Origin of the sequence: Collinsella aerofaciens (assembly GCF_015554145.1) — a bacterium.
Lineage (GTDB): Bacteria > Actinomycetota > Coriobacteriia > Coriobacteriales > Coriobacteriaceae > Collinsella > Collinsella aerofaciens_AA.
On record NZ_JADNHZ010000014.1, the window covers coordinates 1 to 18,236 of the forward strand.

An 18,236-nucleotide genomic window follows, 5' to 3' on the forward strand; every position below is an offset into this window, starting at 1 on the left:
ATTTCGGCCTCCCTCCATCGCGGGCCGGGGGATTCCGGCCCCTCTGGGGTTGCCTACCCGGATTCGCGCCTCAGGACCAAGCGCAACGCGTTGCGCTGAGTCCTGAGCCTGTTGCAATGAAGATGAGAATCAAGGTCCCGGAGGGACCGATAAATTTTTTCAAAAAAGTTGTTGCGTGCCGGACAGACTTCTGTGTATACTAATTCCCGCAGCGCACGCGAGCGGAAACAAACGCGAACGCCTGCCTGGGGAGTTAGCTCAGTTTGGTTAGAGCGCCGGCCTGTCACGTCGGAGGTCGCGGGTTCGAGCCCCGTACTTCCCGCCAACGCAATTAAAGCCACGTCTTCGGACGTGGCTTTTTGCGTTTGATACACTTTGTTTCGATAGAACGATCGCCCTGAGGCATCTTTGCCCAGAATCTCCGCGCCTTCGGGAACGCAAGTAAAATCTAATAAGTATATTTGTCTGAACAACAGCTTTGTTGCGCAACACCTTTGTTGCGCAACACCTGTTCAACGAGACAGGGGGTTAGGTTATACTAAATTGCACTGTAGGCCGCATCTGATGCATTTCGCTCCAAGCGCGGCACTCAGTGGATATCCGATTTACCATTTGGATGTCCTGCGGTCATTTAGCGTCTCGACACAAGCTCGGCCCCGGAGCTCGTTCGAGCTGTTCGTATTCCTTGAAAGGGGAAAAATGGACATATCGAGGAAGACTGATTACGCCCTTCGTATGTTGGCGATGCTTGCCGAGGATCCGGAGCGTTTGCTTTCTGTTCGCACCGCTGCCGAAGAGGTCAATGTTCCGTATTCGTTTGCCCGCTCGATTCAGCACGGTTTGGTCCAGGCCGGTATTGTGGAGAGCCTGCGTGGCGTCCACGGTGGCATGCGTCTCAAGGTCAGTCCGGACGACGTCACCATTCGTCAGGTCGTCGAGGCCGTTCAGGGCCCCATGGTTATGAACGACTGCACCGCCCCCGATGGCGACTGTGCGCGTATGGGCACGTGCTGCTATCATCCCCTGTGGGCCGGAGCCCAGGCACTGATGCGCGACTATCTCGATTCCGTTTCGCTCGGCGATATCGTCGCCCATCGCCGGTTCCCGGCCGTCGATTCCAAGTTCGCCGATCGCGATGCGTTTCCCGAGTACGCCGCCTGCGCGTATGCTTGCCGGGAGGAATAGCGCCGCATAAGGAGCATTGTCATGATTCAGGACCCCTTTCGTTCGATGATTCGTTCGGAAGGGGTCCTGCGCTATCGCGACCTTCCGTGGCGCCGCACGCGCGACCCGTACATTATTTGGCTTTCCGAGGTTATGCTGCAGCAAACGCAGGTGCCGCGTGTGGAGACGCGTATGCCCGCGTGGCTCGACCGCTTTCCGACTGTGCAGGCACTTGCGCAGGCGGCGCCCTCGGACGTTTTGGACGCTTGGCAGGGCATGGGCTACAACCGTCGTGCTCTAGCACTTCATAGGGCTGCACAGCAGCTAGTAGAGGACTGGGGCGGGAAGTTCCCGCGCGAGACGCGCGATCTGGTCGCCCTGCCCGGTATTGGGCCAGCGACGGCGCAGGGCATTCGGTCGTTCGCGTTCGATCTTCCAGGCGTGTATCTGGAGACCAACGTGCGCACGGTCTTTCTGCATCATTTCTTTCCCGATGTGCCGGCTGTTCCCGATCGCGAACTGGTGCCGCTGATTCAGGCGGCCTGCCCGGCGGCTCCCGGTGCGACGGCGGACGAGATTGTCCCCTTTGCCGTGCCTCAAGACGACGCCGACACGCCGCGCGCGTGGTATTACGCGCTGCTGGATTATGGTGCGTATCTTAAGAAGACGTTGCCCAATCCGTCTAGGCGATCGGCGGGCTATAGTCGCCAGTCCAAGTTTGAGGGTTCGCGTCGTCAAAAGCGTGCCCACATCGTGCGCATGCTGCTGGCAGCGCGCGATGGGCAGCCGGCGGGTATTACGCTCGATGAAGCCGTTGCAGGCGTTAACGAGATGGAGGTGGCAGCCGGCCGAGAGCCGGCCGAGCGCGAGCTGGTCGCGAGCATTTTGGCCGACTTGGAGCGTGAGGGCTTTTGCCGCGTGGAGAGTGACCGCTGGCTAAGCGTGTAGCCAGCCCGAATCTGAAGAACAGGATTGTAAGGTTTAAATTCTCGGCTTGAGGGCATCCTAAAGACAAGGCCGTCCGAAGCCTACGGGCGGCATGTGTTGAAGGGAAGTACACCTATGGATTTTGAGAACTCTCAGACCAAGAAGAACCTCGAGACCGCTTTTGCCGGTGAGTCCCAGGCGCACACCAAGTATCGCTACTACGCATCTAAGGCCAAGAAGGATGGCTACGTGCAGATCTCGAATATCTTTGCCGAGACCGCGGGCAACGAGTCCGAGCACGCCAAGCTGTGGTTTAAGTATCTGCACGACGGCGCCGTTCCCGACACCCTGGACAACTTGCGTGATGCCGCTGCGGGCGAGAACTACGAGTGGACCACGATGTACGACGAGTTTGCCAAGACCGCCGAGGAAGAGGGCTTTGCCGAGATTGCCGCAAAGTTCCGTGGTGTCGCCGCCGTCGAGAAGGCCCACGAGGAGCGCTACAACAAGCTCGTCGAGCGCATCGAGTCGGGCGAGGTGTTTGAGCGCGAGGGCGTAAAGGTGTGGAAGTGCCTGAACTGCGGACATCTGCACGTTGGTGCCGAGGCACCTGAGGTGTGCCCGGTGTGTAACCACCCCAAGGCGTACTTTGAGGAGCAGGTGGTGAACTACTAGCGCCGATACGAACGTGGACTGCGGAGCGCAGGGCGGGGAAATACCTTTCCCTCCCGCTCACGGCTCCGCAGGGTCGCGCGAGGCAAAGGTATTTCCCCGCCCTGTGCTCCGGCTTCGGGTCGTTGCGTGCTCGCTACAGAAAAGCTGATAAAAAAGTTTGTGTGCCGCCCCTTTTTGGGGCGGCACGTTTTTGTGGGGTCCCGGTCTCCACAATTTTCGTCAAGCTATTGGTTAGATTTTGGTCAGTTGGCGTAAGGGTGGAAGGCCAAAAGATTGTTGGCGAAAAAAGCTCAGAGAAAGTGCTGGTAGGGGAGTTGTTGAGCTTTTCGACAGCTTTTGAGCAAAAGAAACTTTGTGGCTATTGCCGGCGATTGCGTTGTCGCGGTCATGGCGGTGCGGGATGCTGGTCGTAAGCGTCGAATGCTCCGATTTTGGAGGCCAGCATGGATCTGTTTCTTGAGACTCCGCAGCAACAAGCTGAGCGCATGCTGCGTCAGCAGCAACGACTCATGGAGATGCAAATGCAAGGGGTTGCCAACCAGGCGCCCGTGCAAAACGTCGTGCCCGCTGCTGTACCTGCAGCTGTGCCCGGGTGTGAATCGGCGCCAGAGGCCTATTCCGTACAGCAAGATTCATATGCGCAGGAGCTCGCGTTCGACAAGCATCGTGCGCGTCGCCGTCGCTGGGCCCAGCGCCTGCGTACGTTGGCGATGATCGTGCTCATCCCGTTGGGGCTTGCGGCCATCTTTCTGGCGTCGTATGCCCTCACGTGCATCCTCAACGGTGCATCGCCCAACGAGGTGCTCCAACATCTAGCGGCCCTGGGCCAGCGCCTAGATGACGTCATAACAACCATCCGCGCCGGCTGGGAGAGCTAGCGTTTTAACGCCCGCGGCTATAAGAGAAATTTGTCTGCAAGGCAGTGAGTGATCCGTGTGTATGGCGGGGTAAGATTGATCGCGGTTTTGATTGGTGCTCGATTGGGTTTGTTGGGCGGAGTTTATGTCTGCTATTGATATTGTGCTTGTTGTGATCGCCTTGGTGGCGGTGGGGGTTGCTGTGGCTTGCGCCCTCCAGCTCAAGAGCCTGCGTGCCGAGTTGCGGGAGCGTGGCGACAGTAGCGCGGAAACGCTGGCAGCGCTCGAGCAGGCCAACAGCACGCTCGACACCCTGAACGTCGCGTTGGCCGAAACCCGCCGCACGGCCAATGCCATCGCGCAGCAGCAGACCACCGACGCCGCCGTAGAGCAGCAGCGCTACCTGACCATTGCGCGCGAGTTCTCGCAGGCGGGTGACCGTATGGATGACCTGCGCCGCGAGACGGCCCAACAGCTTGGCGCCAACCGCGAAGGCATCGAGCACCGCTTGGACAAGGTGCGCGAGACGGTCGATGCCCAGCTGGGCGCCATCCGCAAGGACAACAACGCGCAGCTCGATCAGATGCGCGCGACGGTGGACGAGAAGCTCTCCCGCACGCTCAACGACCGACTGTCGGCATCGTTTAAGCAGGTGAGCGACCAGCTCGAGGCCGTGTACAAGGGCCTGGGCGACATGCAGTCTATCGCCACCGGCGTGGGCGACCTTAAACGCGTGCTGGGCAACGTGAAGGCGCGTGGCATTTTGGGCGAGGTGCAGCTGGGCGCGATCCTGGCGGACATCCTTACGCCCGACCAGTATCTGGAAAACGTTGCCACCAAGCCCGGCGCCTCGGAGCGTGTTGAGTTTGCCGTCAAGCTGCCGGTAGACGAGGGCGACCCCGTGCTGCTGCCGATTGACTCCAAATTCCCGGGTGATGCGTACGAGCATCTGCTCGACGCGCAGGAGTCGGGCGATGCGGAGACCGTCGCCGCCGCGCGCAAGACGCTCGACACCATGGTCAAGCGCGAGGCCAAGGACATCTGCGAAAAGTACCTGAGTGTGCCGGCAACGACCAACTTTGGCATCATGTTCGTGCCGTTTGAGGGGCTGTACGCCGAGATCGTCAGCCGCCCCGGGCTTATCGAGACCCTGGGCCGCGACTATCACGTCAACGTAGCCGGTCCCAGCACCATGGCCGCCATTCTCAACAGCCTGCAGATGAGCTACCAGACGTTTAGGCTGCAAAAACGTACCGACGACGTGCTGCGCGTGCTCTCCGCCGTCAAGGCCGAGCTGCCGCGCTATCAGGCGGCGCTGCGCCGCGCCCAGCAGCAGATCGAGACCGCGGGCAAAACGGTCGAGGGCATCATTACCACGCGCACCAACGTCATGGAGCGCAAGCTCAAGGACATCGACGCGCTGGAGGATGCCGACCAAGCCGATGAGATTTTGGGGCTCACATCCGCGGAGCTGCTCGCAGGCCAAAAAGACGAGGACTAGCTGCATCTGACGGCGGGGCGCCGGTGTAAACGCGGGTGCCCCGCTGCTTTTCGCATCGTGCTTGCCTAAAGCGCACTTTAATGTGCAACAATGGCCTTTCGCCCTATCAGACGCGAAAGGAAGCCCATGTCTCAGAGAAGCACCAGCCCGCTCAAACGCTCAACCGTGCGCCGCACGCTGCAGCGTTTTTGGGATGTCACGCGCACGCAGCCGCTAATCGTCTTTCTCTCGGTGTTCTCGTCGGCGGGCTACATCTTTTTGCTCACGTTTGCCAACACCTACGTTATGGCCCTCATCGTCGATCGTGTCCAGGCCGGCCCCGTAGCGGACGACCAGGTGTTTGAGGTCTTCGGTCCCTACATTTTGGCGCTCGTGCTCGTCAACCTGGTGGGCCAGATCCTCTCCAAGCTGCAGGACTACACCGTCTACAAGCTCGAGATCGCGGGCAACTATCACCTGGCGCGCCTGTGCTTCGACACGCTCTCCAATCAATCCATGACATTCCACACCAGCCGCTTTGGCGGATCGCTTGTGAGCCAGACGAGCCGTTTTATGAGCGGCTACACGGGTCTGGTCGACGTGACGGTGTATTCGCTCATTCCCACCATCACCTCGGTTGTCTGCACGGTGGCGGCGCTCGCTCCGGTGGTGCCCGCATTTACCGTGATCCTGGTGGGCATCATGGTCGTCTACATCGCGTTTGTCTGGCTTATGTACAGGCGCATCATGCCGCTTTCGGCCGCGACGTCCGCCGCGCAGAACAAGCTGTCGGGTGTGCTGTCCGACGCGGTCACGAACATCCTGGCCGTCAAGACCTGCGGGCGCGAGGACTTTGAGCGCGACCTATTCGATACCGCCGACCGTGCCGCGCGCGATGCCGAAACGGTATCGATGCACGCCATGATGCAACGCAACTTTACGACCTCGGGCCTTATCGTCATTACCATGGCCGTGGTGAGTGTGTTCGCCGCGGGTGGCAACGCGTGGTTTGGCATTTCGGCCGGCGCGCTCGTCATGATCTTTACCTACACGTACAACCTCACTATGCGTCTGAACTACGTGAGCTCCATGATGCAGCGCATCAACCGCGCGCTGGGCGACGCCGCCGAGATGACGCGCGTGCTGGACGAGCCGCGTCTGGTGGCAGACGACGCGAATGCCCCTGAGCTCAAGGTGCGCGAGGGCGCGATTGATTTTGAGCACTTGAACTTTGCATACCGTGACGCCGCGGCGGGCGAGAACGTGTTCGACGACCTGACGCTCCATGTGGCGGCGGGCCAGCGCGTGGGCCTGGTGGGCAAATCGGGCTCGGGCAAGACGACGCTCACCAAGTTGCTGCTTCGCCTGGACGACGTGCAGGGCGGCCGCGTGCTCGTGGACGGCCAGGATGTCTCGCGCTGCACGCAGCAGAGCCTGCGCCGCCAGGTTGCCTACGTGCCGCAGGAGGCGCTGCTGTTCCACCGCTCCATTCGCGAGAATATCGCCTACGGACGCCCCGACGCCACCGACGAGCAGATTCGCGAGGCGGCTCGCTTGGCTAATGCGACTGAGTTTATCGACCGCCTGCCCCGTGGCTTTGACACCATGGTGGGCGAGCGCGGTGTTAAGCTTTCGGGCGGCCAACGCCAGCGCGTGGCCATCGCCCGCGCCATCCTCACCGACGCGCCGATTCTGGTGCTCGACGAGGCAACGTCTGCCTTGGACAGTGAGTCCGAGGCGCTGGTGCAGGAAGCGCTCGAGAACCTGATGCGCGGCCGCACCTCCATTGTGGTGGCGCATCGCCTGTCCACCGTGGCGGCGCTCGACCGCATCGTGGTACTGGCGGACGGCGAGATTGTCGAGGACGGTACGCATGCGCAGCTCGTCGAGGCGGGCGGTGAGTACTCAAGCCTGTGGAGCCGCCAGACCGGCGCATTTTTGGAGGCTTAAGGTCCCCGTACGTGGGACAATCGTTTTTGTGAAGTTATGTTTCTGCCGATCCGAGGAGTCGTTATGCCACGCGAGACCAATGCCGCCAAACGCGAGCGTGCCGTTGAGGTGTGTGAGCGCCTTAACCGTCGCTATGGCCCGGTCGAGTGCTTTTTGGACCACGAGAATCCCTTTAGGCTACTTATCTCGGTACTGCTCTCGGCTCAGACGACCGACGCGCAGGTCAATAAGGTGACGCCCCAACTATTTGCCCAGTGGCCCACGTCCGAGGCCATGGCCGGGGCAAGTGTGACCGACGTGGCCGAGACCATCAAGTCACTCGGCTTTTATAAGAGCAAGGCCAAGCATGCCGTGGAGGCCGCGCAGATGATCGTTTCCGATTACGGCGGCGAGGTACCGGCCGACATGAAGGAGCTCGTCAAGCTGCCGGGTGTGGGACGTAAAACGGCGAACATCGTGCTCAATGTGGGGTTTGGCATTGTCGAGGGCATCGCGGTCGATACGCACGTCAACCGCATCGCGCACCGCCTGATGCTGAGCCCCAAGACGCATGCCAAAGAGCCGCTCAAGACCGAGCAAGATCTGCTCAAGATTCTGCCGCACGAGTATTGGGGATCGGTCAACCACCAGTGGATCACCTTTGGCCGCGAGATCTGCGACGCCCGCAAACCCAAGTGCGATGAGTGCCCGCTGGCAGACCTTTGCCCCAGCGTGCGTGTGATGGGGTAGGGGCCCGCCGCATTTTGTCGGCACCCGAGGACGGCGACCAATGTTGCGCAGCACATGTGGGTCGCGAGGGCTCAATATGATGGCGACAGATGCCGTTTGTTGTGAGGGGATGCCCGAATATGTCTTGCACCAAGTGTGGCTCCGAGATGCCCGACGGAACCGATTTTTACACGAACTGCGGGGCTGGGCATGCGCTTGAGCAGGAGTATATGTTGCTTCCTGCCGCCTCATGCAAAAATGTGTTGCTAATTTAGAAGCCTATTCAAGCGCGCCGAAGTCGTGGCGTGCTGGCGTAGCATGAACAAAAAATCAAGCAATGGAGGGCAACGTGGCAACATTGAAGACGCGAGAGCTTGAAGATTATTTTGAGCGCATTGTGCGCACGCGCGAAGGTGACCTACCTGGTCGTCGCAAAGGCGACGAATACTTGTCTCAAACCCATGTGCTCTACCACGGAGATCCTGCGCCCTGGGCTTTAACGCCAAAGATATTCGATAAGGATATGACGGCGCTTCTTAAGGAGGCGGCCGAGCGTATGTACGGCATTATGGACAAGGTGACGCGGGCGTTTTGTTCCGATGCCTCCGTGCGTGCGTGGTTTCGTATGGATCCGGCTTTTGCTGACCTGTGCGCTATGGATGCCGGCTATGATTGCCAGATTCCCCTTGCGCGCGTTGATATCTTTCTTGACGAGGACGCCGGTTCGTATACGTTTTGCGAGCTCAATACCGACGGCAGTGCTGGAATGGTAGTGACCGATGCGGTCTGTCAGGCAGTGCGAATGACGCCTTCCTTTGAGGAGTTTGCATCCGACCACCCCGGCTTTCGGCAGTACGATTTGTGCGGCAGCTGGATAGATGCATTGTTTGAGACCTATGCAGAGTGGGAGCTGGCCCATCCTCGTCGCACCGAGGATGGTGCACGATCGGATGACGGGGTCTGCGTTGACGAGGGGCTCTATACACCGCAATCAAAGATATATCCCGCTTCGGTGGCAATCGTCGACTATTCGGAAAGCATCGACTTGGAAGATGCAGCTCATTTTGTCGACCTTATGAGGCAGCGGGGCGTAGTCGCACGCTTTGCGGATGTGCGTGACCTGCGGATTGTCGAAGAAGAGGGCGGTGCTAGGCGCCTGTGCGATGCCGCTGGTCCTATTGATTGCGTTTGGCGGCGCGCGGTGACCGGCGAGCTGTGGGATAAGCCGTGCGACGGACGCTCGGCCTTAATCGAGGCTGCCCAAGAAGGGCTTGTATGCATCGTCGGTGGTTTTAGAACGTGGCCGTGTGCGACGAAGACCGTATTTGCGTTTTTGTGGTCTCGAGCCGGGCAGTCCTTGTTGAGCCCGGAGGAGCAATCGTTTGTACGGGAGCATGTGCCCTATACCGAGATTTTGGACGAAAGCACCCAGTTGTCGAGATTTGCCGAAAAGGATCGATGGATTGTCAAGCCGTGCGGCGGCTACAACGCGGTTGGCGTTGTCGCCGGTTTGGATGTCACGGAACGGGAATGGTCCCAGGTGCTGGTTCGCGCTGCGGCAGCTGGGGCGATTGTGCAGGAGTATGCTCAGCAGTATCAGACTCCCTGCTTGCGCGGAACGCTTGTCGATGGGCCGCATCGAGGAGAGGCGCCCAAAGGACTTGTGGATGATCTTGGTTTTGCGCCCGCTTCTAATATGGAAGGCCTGTACCTGTATCGCGGCCGTTTTGCGGGCGTGTACACACGCGTCGGTTTTGCCAACACCATAGGGGAGTGGACGAGCCGCCTGAACGTTGCGAGCTTTTTTGAGGAATAGCCGTTTCTTGGGGCACCTTCCGTGGTTGCGGCGTTCGACGCGACGGGGAGATTTTGGCGAGGCCGGTGAGCTCAGTTCTGTCTGGCGTTTTTGTTGCGGGGCTGGGCGTACGCCTGAGCTGGAGTCCCCTCCATGCGCTACCATGACAGGCAACGAATTTGACGAACGACCTGCCGAGCTTGCCTCGGCGGGCTTTTGGCGTTGCAATGCCGGAGGAACATCATGCTCATTCACCGTATAGCCGCACAGCTTTACACTGCCGAGGCGCTGCAGACCGTCGAGGCCGGACTCGATGCCGGCGAGGACGTGACGCTGGCCGTGTCTCAGTCGGGCCGAACGCTTATGGCGGCCGCCCAGTTTGCGCGCCGCCCGCGCCCCACAGTCTACATCGTGAGTGGCGAGGATGCGGCCGATCGCGCCGCACGCAGCCTTGTCGCCTATGTGGGCCTGGCGCACGTGTGCCGCTTTCCCGAGCGCAAGGACTACCCTTGGCGCGAGCAGGCGCCCGACGACGCCGTGGTGGCCCAGCGCTGCGAGGCGCTCGGGCGCATCGTGCGCGGGGACAACTGCATCATGGTCGCCTCGGCCCGCGCACTGCTGCGCTGCGTGCCGCCGGTCGAGAGTCACTACTGGGAGTCCACTACTTTTGCGGTGGGCGAGGAGATTCCCTTTGACGAGGTGCCGCAGCGTCTGGTGGGCATGGGCTACACCAATGCCGGTGCCGCCGATGCGCCCGGCCTATTCCGTGTGCACGGCGACACCGTCGAGGTGTTTCCCGCGCAGGAAAAGGCGCCCGTGCGCATTGAGTTCTTTGGCGACGAGATCGACCGCATCCGCCGCATGGTGAGCTCCACGGGGCAGACCATCGGCAACGAGGACAGCATCGAAATCTTCCCGTGCCGCGAGTTGGCGCTCACCGACGAGGCCGTTCACAACATGCATGTGGCGCTCTATCGCGCTGGCCAGGACGATAGCAAGTTGGCAGCGCTGCTCGAGATGGTGGACGCGCGCATCGTCACGCCCGAGCTCGACCGCTTTTTGCCGGTGATGTACGGCCAGACCGTGAGCCCGCTGTCGCATGTGAGCGGCAAAGCGCTCGTGGTGCTGTCCGAGCCGCGCTCGCTGTTCGACGATTGCCTGCGCGCCTACGAGGATATCGAGGCGCGTGCCGGCGAGGCGGGGATTGACCGTCTGGACGGTCTGTACGTGCGCGCCCAACAGCTCGACTTTGGCTCCCAGCAACGCCTGAACTATGTGAGCCTCATCCGTGCCGGCGGTGCGGTTACGGCGGAGCTCAAGATTGAGCAGCCTGCCATCGCAGGCTCGGATAACCGTTTTATGACGCGCATCCAGGAGGTCGTGGGCAAGCGCTATGCCTGCGTGTTTGCCATTCCCGACCGCGGCGCGCGCGAGTCGATGGAGCTCACCTTTGGCGACGAGGGCATTACCTTTGAGGAATCGCTGACCGCGGCGCCCGAAAATGCCGGCGCTATCGGCGACCGCGTGCGCGTGGCGGCGGCGGATTCCGCCGACCGTGCCGCACGCCAGGAGGCCCATGCTTCCATTCGCGAGCGTAAGACCGATGCGCTCAACGCCCGCTCGCTCGAGGCGGGCGCCGCGCAGGCTGCCGCCGGCGCCGCCGTTCCCACCATCTCGCGCGGGCGCGTGACCTTTGTCGATGCCGCCCTGCCGCAGGGCGTGGTGGTGCCCGACGCCAATTTGGCCGTGTTCTCAATCGCCGACCTCAACGCCCGCATGGACGCCAACCGCGCGCGCAGCCGCCGTAAGGTGGACATTACGCAGATCACCTTTCCGTTTAAGCCGGGCGACTACGTGGTGCACGCTACCCACGGCATCGCGCTCTTTAGCGAGATCGCGCGCCAGGAAGTGGGTGGCAAGGAGCGCGACTACTTTTTGCTGGAATACGCCGATGGCGACAAGCTCTACGTACCGCTCGAGCAAGTCGACCGCATCACGCGCTACGTTGGCCCCGACGGTGACAAGCCGCGCCTGACCAGGCTCAACACCGCCGACTGGACGCGGGCTACCAACAAGGCGCGCAAGAACGCCAAAAAGCTGGCGTTTGACCTGGTCGACCTGTATACGCGCCGCTCGTCGATTGCCGGTATCGCCTGTCCGCCCGATACGCCCGAACAGATCGAGATGGAGGAGAGCTTCCCCTACGACGAGACGCGCGACCAGCTGGAGGCTATCGCCGACATCAAGGCAGACATGGAGGCGCCCAAGCCCATGGACCGCCTGCTGTGCGGCGACGTGGGCTTTGGCAAGACCGAGGTCGCCCTGCGCGCGGCGTTTAAGTGCGTTGACTCCGGCCGCCAGGTCATGGTGCTCTGCCCCACGACCATTCTGGCCCAGCAGCACTACGAGACATTCTTTGAGCGCTTTGCCCCGTTTGGCCTGGAGGTCGAGGTGCTCAGCCGCTTTCGCACGCCGGCGCAGCAAAAGCGCGCGCTCAAGGCGTTTGCCGAGGGCACAATTGACGTGCTGATCGGCACACACCGCCTGCTTTCGGCCGACGTGAACCCCAAAAACCTGGGCCTGGTGATCATCGACGAGGAGCAGCGCTTTGGCGTGCAACATAAGGAACAGCTCAAGAACCTGCGCGAGCAGATCGACGTGCTCACGCTTTCGGCCACGCCTATCCCGCGAACCATGCAGATGGCCACGAGCGGCGTGCGCGACATGAGCCTGATCACCACGCCGCCGACCGGGCGCCGCCCCGTGATCGTGCACGTGGGGGAGTACGACCCCGATGTGGTGAGCGCGGCGATTCGCCTGGAGGTGGGCCGCGGCGGTCAGGTGTACTACGTGTCCAACCGCGTCAAGACCATCGACGATGCCGTGGCGCGCGTGCACGAGGCCGCGCCCGAGGCGCGCGTGGGTGTGGCACACGGCAAGATGAGCCCGCGCGAGGTCGAGGACGTGATGATCGAGTTCGCGACCAAGAAGATCGACGTGCTCATCGCCACGACCATCGTGGAGAGCGGTATCGACAACGCGACCGCCAACACGCTGATCATCGAAGACTCGCAGCGTCTGGGTCTGGCACAGCTCTACCAGCTCAAGGGCCGCGTGGGACGCTCGGCCACGCAGGCATATGCGTACTTTATGTTCCCGGGCGAGCTGCCGCTTACCGAGGAGGCCACGGCGCGCCTGACCGCACTGTCCGAGTTCCAGGACCTGGGCAGCGGCATGCGCATCGCCATGCGCGACCTGGAGATCCGCGGTGCCGGTTCGCTCATGGGCGCCGAGCAGCACGGCAACCTGTCGAGCGTGGGCTTTGACCTGTTTACGCAGATGCTGGGCCAGGCCGTGGCCGAGGCGCGCGGCGATGACGACGCCGGCGTGGAGGCGGCGAGCGTGGGCATTAACCTGCCGGCCGATTACTTCTTGTCCGAGGAGTACCTGCCGGCGGTGGACCAGCGCGTGCTCGTGTACCGCAAGCTCGCGGCGGCCGAGGACCTGGAGAGCATCGACGAGGTACAGGAAGAGACCGAGGCCGCGCACGGTGAGCTGCCGTTGGCGGGGCTCAACCTGTTCAACCGCGCGCGCATCCGCATTCGCGGCGAGCGCCTGGGGCTCGAGAGCGTCACGTTCAGCGGCGGACGCATCACTTTTTTGGGTGTCGACGTGCCCAAGAAGGCGGCCTTTGAGCTCAAGACCCGCTACGGTGCGGTGAACTTCCCCAAGAGCCGCAAGCTGTCGGTGCCCTACAAGGCGGGCGCCGGTGCGGGCAGCGGCCTGGGTCGCGGTCTCGACGCCAACGACGGCACCGGCCCCGTGGCCGCGGCGCTCATGCTGCTGCAGCAGCTGGGCGTCAGCGATGACGACTAATGGGTCGACGCTGCAAACACCCCATTTGGGCAATCTGGCCCTCACTCGTCGGTCGCGTACGCAAGTACGCTTCCCTCCTCCTTCGGGTCACCTTGCCACAAATGGGACGTTTTCGCTCACTTATGCTCAACCAGTAAGGGAATATATGGGACAAAGACATCAGTGGCTCTTTGTCCCGCCACGTTGCAGGTTGATTCCAGCCCCATCGAAAGGAAAGCATGTTCGGATACATCTATAAGAAAGATGTCGCCATGATCGCGATCGTCCTGTGCCTTTGCCTGGGCGTGGGCAGTTTCTTCGATTATCAGATCTCGAGTGCGCTGTTCAACATCGGCAGCATGTACGGCCGCTTTATCGAGGCCGCCGGCGAGCTGCCGTTCGAGCTGACGGCGAGTATCGCGGGCGTCATGCTCGTGCGCGCGGTGCGTCCCGACTCCAGGGGGAGCAAATGGCTCGCCGTGCTCGGCATCCTCGTCAACGTGGGCCTGACCGGCTACGAGATCGTTTCGTCCCTGAGGGTTGGCGGCAAACTCATCGCGGCTCAGTTGGTGCTGACGTTTGTACTGGCCATCGTCGCCAACCTTATCGTCTATCGCCTCACGCGCGACACCGACCCCGACGAGCTCACACGCTGGGCGTTGATGGTGCTTGCCGTGTGGATCGCCCAGGCCATCATCCTCAACGTGATCGTCAAGCCGCTGTGGTCGCGCCCGCGCATGCGCGTGATCGAGGTGACGCCGGGGCTCGATTTTCAGCCGTGGTGGGTGATCGGTAACCCCGATAAGTGGAGCTATATCGCCGCCGGCGTGATCAAAGACGGTTTTAAGTCGTTTGCGAGCGGACACACGGCGCACGCGGCGATCGGCCTTATGCTCGCCGGGCTTCCCGCGGCAGCCTTTAAGGAAAAACCGTCGCGCCGTCGCGTGGTCTTTTGGGTCGCTGCCGTGGTCGCGGCGCTCGTCGCCTTTGGCCGTATCGTGATCGGTGCACACTTTTTGACTGACGTGAGCTGCGGCTTTGCCCTGGTGTTGGCACTTGAGTGCCTTGCCGCACGCATTGCCTATCCGGGCGGCGTACAATAGCGGCGTTTAAATCATCGGGCCCATGCCCGGCTAGAGAGGATTGCCATGCTCGCGTTCAACAACGACTATTCCCACGGTGCTCATCCGGCAGTGCTGCAGGCGCTCGTCGATACCAACATGGAGCCGCAGCCCGGCTACGGTACCGATGCGCACACCGAGCGTGCCAAGCAGCTGATTCGCGAGGCCTGTCAGGCCCCCGATGCCGACGTGTTCTTGCTGGTGGGCGGCACGCAGGCCAACGCGACGGTGATTGACATGCTGCTCGCGCCCTACGAGGGCGTCGTTGCCGCCGAGACCGGCCATGTCGCTTGCCACGAGGCGGGCGCCATCGAGTTTGGCGGCCACAAGGTGCTCACCATCCCCGGCTACGAGGGCAAGATGCACGCCGAGGATCTCGAGAACTATATCCAGGTGTTCTACGAAAACGAGAGCTACGAGCACACGGTGTTCCCGGGCGCCGTGTACGTGAGTCTATCGACCGAGTACGGCACGCTGTACTCCAAGGCCGAGCTCGCGGCGATTCACGCGGTGTGCCAGAAGCGCGAGATTCCGCTGTTTGTGGACGGTGCTCGTCTGGCCTATGCACTGGCGGCCGATGAGTGCGACATTACCCTGCCCGAGCTGGCGCAGCTGTGCGACGTGTTCTACATCGGCGGCACCAAGTGCGGCGCGCTTTGCGGCGAGGCTGTGGTGTTCTGCGGCATGCACGCTCCGGCGCATCCCATTCCGCGTATTAAGCAGCACGGCGCGCTGTTGGCCAAGGGCCGCCTGACGGGCGTGCAGTTTGAGGCGCTCTTTACCGATGGCCTGTATTTTGAGATTGGCCGACAGGCGATTCAGACGGCCCAGGCGCTGCGTCGTGTGCTGCACGAGCGCGGCTACCAGTTCTTTTTGGAGACGCCCACAAACCAGCAGTTTGTGATTCTGCCCAACGAGGACATGGCCCGCATTCGCGAGCATGCGGCGATCGAGTACTGGGAAAAGTACGACGATACCCACACGGTGGTGCGCTTTTGCACCAGCTGGGCCACGACGCAGGAGGACATCGACGCGCTGGCGGCTGTCCTGTAGCCTGATGTAATGACGAGGGGCCGCCTTGCGCTGGGTTTGGCGCAAGGCGGCCTTTGTTTTTGAGAGAGAAGGGTTGTATGACCGAGATGTCCGAGCCGGCGATTCGCCTGGCGACGCCCGAAGACGCGCCGGCGTTGCTTGCCATCTATGAGCCGTATGTGCGCCAGACGGCGATTACCTGCGAATACGAGGTGCCGAGCGTTGAGGAGTTCGCCGGGCGCATCGAGCGTACGCTCAAGCGCTATCCGTATCTGGTGATGGAGCTGGACGGGCGTCCGGTAGGCTATGCCTATGCGAGTCCGCTCAACAGCCGCGAGGCATACGACTGGTCGGTCGAGACGTCGATTTACCTGGCACGCGACGTGCGCCACGGCGGGCTGGGCCGCAAGCTGCACGATGCGCTCAAGCAGTGCCTGATCGCGATGGGCATCACCAACATGTGCGCGCTCATCGCCGTGCCGCACGACAAGGACGACGAGTATCTAACGCACAACAGCCAGGACTTCCATGCCCATATGGGATATCGCTTGGTGGGTGCTTTCGACCGCTGTGCCCAAAAGTTCGGCCGCTGGTACGACATGTGCTGGATGGAGCTGGTCCTGGCCGAGCGCACCCCCAACCAGCCCAAACCAACCTGGTTCCCCGACCTCCTCGCCTAAAACCACCACGAAGGTGCCTGTCCCCTTTGCGGTGGTTAGCCGATGGGCTCGGTGTATTTGGCGCGGTCGGTGCGCTGGATACGCTTGGAGATATGGAGCGGGCGGCCGTCGGTGTCGTAGACGTAGTCGGTGATTAGGATCAGCGCCTGCCCGCGCTCCACATTGAGCAAAAACGCCTCGTTTTGCGAGGCATAGCACACCTCGAAGGTCTTGTGCCCCTGCGCCGGCGCGCGATGGAACTCCTGGCGCAGCGTGGCGTAGAGCGATCCGTTGATATCGCGATCGATGAGCGCCTCAAAGCTTGGCGGCAGATAGGTGGTCTCCAGGCACAGCGGTGCTTCGTCCAGATAGCGCAGGCGGACGAGCTTGACGAGTTTGCTGCCCACGGCGGCATCGAAAAACTTGGTCACGTCGCCGGCGGCCTTGGCAAAGCCCGAGTCCACCGTGCGCGTGGTGGGCTTCATGCCCTGGCCTTCGACCTGCTTGGTATAGCTCGAAAACACCAGGTTGTTCTCGTGGAGCGCCGGTGTGTCGGCCACAAAGGCGCCGCGCCCGCGCTCGGTTCGAATCAGGCCCTCGTCAACAAGCACCTTAAGGGCATGGCGCACGGTGCTGCGCGACAGGCCCGATTCGTCCATGAGTTCCATCTCGGACGGCAGTTTATCTCCGCGGGCGTAGGTGCCGGCGGCAATGCGGTCGCGAAGCGTTGCCGCCAGACGCTCGTATTGGGTCAAGTTCTTTTTCGACGAAGTGCTCATGCGAACAACCTGTATCTAACTTGTATGCTTACAGAACCAAGCATGTATCCAACATGACAACAAAACCGCTGGTAATGGCTTGCCGAAAACTTTACCAGCAAAATTTACTAAGACAAATATAGCATACAACTAGTCGACATAACCAAAACATGTATGTAACTTGTATGCCATCGAGAGCATCAAACGAGAAGAAAGGCTGATGCACGATGACTACTCAGGAACAGGTTAAGGACGTCGTCTCCCAGGTTTTGGCTGACAAGGCAGACAAGGGCGGCATCAAGCGCGTCGTGTGGATTGGCGCCGGTGGATCCAACGGCGGCAACTATCCTGCCCAGTACTTTATGGAGCACGAGGCCACGCAGGTCGTGAGCTCCAGCTACACCAGCAACGAGTTCGTGCACGCCACGCCTGCCTACGTCAACGAGAACACCCTGGCCGTCGTCGTGTCCATGCGCGGCACCAAGGAGACCATCGTCGCCGCCCAGGTCGCCAAGAACCACGGCGCCAGCACCATCGCCATCTATGTTGACGAGTCCGGCCTCACCGAGGTCTGCGACTACAAGATCCAGTACGACAGCCTGGCCATCGACGAGTCCTGCATGGGCCGCACCAACTCCGCCGTCGTGACCATGATTGCTATGGAGCTTACGCAGCAGACCGAGGGCTATGCCGAGTACGAGGCCGCTATGGCCGCCTTCGACTTGGTCGACCCCATCTATCGCAAGGCTGTCGAGTACACCCGTCCGCTCGCTGCCAAGTGGGCCGAGCAGAACGCCGACAAGCCCTGCATCAACGTTATGGCTCAGGGCCCGCTCTTTGGTGCCGCCTACGTCTTTAGCATCTGCAACGTGCAGGAGATGCTGCAGATCGACTCCTGCACCATCAACACCTGCGACTTCTTCCACGGTCCCTTCGAGATCCTGGACAAGCGTACCTCGCTGTTCCAGCTCATCAGCGTCGGCCGCAGCCGCTGCAACGACGAGCGCGGCATTCGCTTTGTCAACCAGTACGGTGGTGAGCGCGTCTACCAGCTCGACGCCAAGGAGCTCGGCCTCAACGACATCAAGGACAGCGTGAGCGAGTACTTCAACCACCTGATCTTTGCCCCGATCCTCAACAACGTCTACATGCGTGCGCTCTCCGCCGTCACCCACAAGGACTACATGACGCGCCGCTACATGTGGAAGCTGGACTACTAGGGGATAGGGCGGCCTAACAGCTCGATGTCCTCATA

General features: G+C 61.4%; 14 protein-coding genes and 1 tRNA gene. 14 read left to right on the plus strand and 1 reads right to left on the minus strand.

Features of this window, described 5'->3' with window-relative positions:
- Window positions 1-247: 247 nt before the first annotated feature.
- From I2E13_RS06730 to I2E13_RS06790, 13 genes are all read left to right on the plus strand, one after another.
- Window positions 248-325, plus strand: a tRNA-Asp gene (locus I2E13_RS06730).
- 374 nt (window positions 326-699) lie between these two features.
- Complete coding sequence (locus I2E13_RS06735) at window positions 700-1,185, plus strand: RrF2 family transcriptional regulator (protein WP_195404600.1); 486 nt, start codon at window positions 700-702, stop codon at window positions 1,183-1,185.
- Window positions 1,186-1,206: 21 nt separating this feature from the next.
- A complete protein-coding gene (locus I2E13_RS06740; RefSeq protein ID WP_195404601.1) occupies window positions 1,207-2,112 on the plus strand; it encodes an HhH-GPD family protein in 906 nt (301 codons plus the stop codon).
- 114 nt (window positions 2,113-2,226) lie between these two features.
- Window positions 2,227-2,766: a rubrerythrin gene (rbr, locus tag I2E13_RS06745; protein WP_055252097.1), complete on the plus strand. Its 540-nt coding sequence runs from the start codon at window positions 2,227-2,229 to the stop codon at window positions 2,764-2,766.
- 443 nt (window positions 2,767-3,209) lie between these two features.
- Window positions 3,210-3,644, plus strand: a complete 435-nt coding sequence (locus I2E13_RS06750; RefSeq protein WP_117648153.1) for a hypothetical protein — start codon at window positions 3,210-3,212, stop codon at window positions 3,642-3,644.
- A 124-nt stretch (window positions 3,645-3,768) separates the two neighbouring features.
- Window positions 3,769-5,124, plus strand: a complete 1,356-nt coding sequence (locus I2E13_RS06755; RefSeq protein ID WP_195404602.1) for a DNA recombination protein RmuC — start codon at window positions 3,769-3,771, stop codon at window positions 5,122-5,124.
- A gap of 126 nt (window positions 5,125-5,250) precedes the next feature.
- Window positions 5,251-7,053, plus strand: a complete 1,803-nt coding sequence (locus tag I2E13_RS06760) for an ABC transporter ATP-binding protein (protein WP_195404603.1) — start codon at window positions 5,251-5,253, stop codon at window positions 7,051-7,053.
- A 63-nt stretch (window positions 7,054-7,116) separates the two neighbouring features.
- Window positions 7,117-7,782: an endonuclease III gene (gene nth, locus I2E13_RS06765; RefSeq protein WP_195404604.1), complete on the plus strand. Its 666-nt coding sequence runs from the start codon at window positions 7,117-7,119 to the stop codon at window positions 7,780-7,782.
- 328 nt (window positions 7,783-8,110) lie between these two features.
- On the plus strand, window positions 8,111-9,577 hold the full coding sequence (locus tag I2E13_RS06770) for a hypothetical protein (RefSeq protein WP_195404605.1): 1,467 nt from the start codon (window positions 8,111-8,113) through the stop codon (window positions 9,575-9,577).
- Window positions 9,578-9,799: 222 nt separating this feature from the next.
- On the plus strand, window positions 9,800-13,432 hold the full coding sequence (gene mfd / locus I2E13_RS06775; RefSeq protein ID WP_195404606.1) for a transcription-repair coupling factor: 3,633 nt from the start codon (window positions 9,800-9,802) through the stop codon (window positions 13,430-13,432).
- Window positions 13,433-13,650: 218 nt separating this feature from the next.
- Entirely contained in the window at window positions 13,651-14,514 is an 864-nt protein-coding gene (locus I2E13_RS06780) for a phosphatase PAP2 family protein (protein WP_195404607.1), read from the plus strand.
- Window positions 14,515-14,559: 45 nt separating this feature from the next.
- Window positions 14,560-15,585 (plus strand): threonine aldolase family protein, encoded by a 1,026-nt coding sequence (locus I2E13_RS06785; RefSeq protein WP_089573229.1) that lies wholly within the window; start codon window positions 14,560-14,562, stop codon window positions 15,583-15,585.
- A 77-nt stretch (window positions 15,586-15,662) separates the two neighbouring features.
- Complete coding sequence (locus tag I2E13_RS06790; RefSeq protein ID WP_117806041.1) at window positions 15,663-16,244, plus strand: GNAT family N-acetyltransferase; 582 nt, start codon at window positions 15,663-15,665, stop codon at window positions 16,242-16,244.
- A 35-nt stretch (window positions 16,245-16,279) separates the two neighbouring features.
- On the opposite strand, the gene I2E13_RS06795 is transcribed toward I2E13_RS06790, so the two are convergent.
- Window positions 16,280-17,002 (minus strand): GntR family transcriptional regulator, encoded by a 723-nt coding sequence (locus I2E13_RS06795; RefSeq protein WP_117646621.1) that lies wholly within the window; start codon window positions 17,000-17,002, stop codon window positions 16,280-16,282.
- A 206-nt stretch (window positions 17,003-17,208) separates the two neighbouring features.
- On the opposite strand from I2E13_RS06795, the gene I2E13_RS06800 reads away from it, so the two are divergent.
- Window positions 17,209-18,201, plus strand: a complete 993-nt coding sequence (locus I2E13_RS06800) for an SIS domain-containing protein (RefSeq protein WP_117564961.1) — start codon at window positions 17,209-17,211, stop codon at window positions 18,199-18,201.
- Window positions 18,202-18,236 lie beyond the last annotated feature (35 nt).